Raw genomic sequence first — 710 nt, 5'->3', positions numbered from 1 at the left:
GATTGGGACGGAGAGGTGTTAAAGACAGAAAATGTTGATTATGGAAGTTCAGCCACAGCTCCATCAGATCCTGCACGTACTGGTTATAGCTTTACCGGTTGGGATGTAGCCTTTGATAATATCACAATAGCGTTAACTGTAACAGCTCAGTATATTATCAATAGCTATGAAGTTAGTTTTGTAGATTGGGACGGAGAGGTGTTAAAGACAGAAAATGTTGATTATGGAAGTTCAGCCACAGCCCCAGTTGATCCTGCACGTACTGGTTATAGCTTTACCGGATGGGACGTAGCCTTTGATAATATCACAGCAGCGTTAACTGTAACAGCTCAGTATATTATCAATAACTATGAAGTTAGTTTTGTCGATTGGGACGGAGAGGTGTTAAAGACAGAAAATGTTGAATATGGAAGTTCAGCCACAGCTCCATCAGATCCTGTTCGTATCGGTTATACCTTTACGGGTTGGGATGTAGTATTTGATAATATCACAACGGCTTTAACTGTTACGGCTCAATTCACTATCAATAGTTATATAGTCACTTTCGTCGATTGGGATGGAGGAGTATTAAAAACAGAAAATGTTGATTATGGAAGTTCAGCTACAGCCCCATCAGATCCTGCACGTACTGGTTATAGCTTTACGGGTTGGGACGTAGCCTTTGATAATGTCACAACAGCGTTAACTGTAACAGCTCAGTATACCATCAA

At 40.7% G+C, this 710-nt stretch carries 1 protein-coding gene; it reads left to right on the top strand.

Annotation, left to right across the window (positions count from 1 at the left end; genetic code table 11):
• Window positions 1-710, top strand: a 710-nt coding sequence (locus tag KEM10_RS23915; protein ID WP_212220958.1) for an InlB B-repeat-containing protein, incomplete at both ends; no start/stop codon positions are given.

Origin of the sequence: Carboxylicivirga linearis, from assembly GCF_018271995.1 — a bacterium.
In the GTDB taxonomy this organism is placed as follows: domain Bacteria; phylum Bacteroidota; class Bacteroidia; order Bacteroidales; family Marinilabiliaceae; genus Carboxylicivirga; species Carboxylicivirga linearis.
The sequence above is the reverse complement of the archived record's forward strand: the minus strand, read 5'-3'. Positions and strand labels throughout refer to the sequence as shown.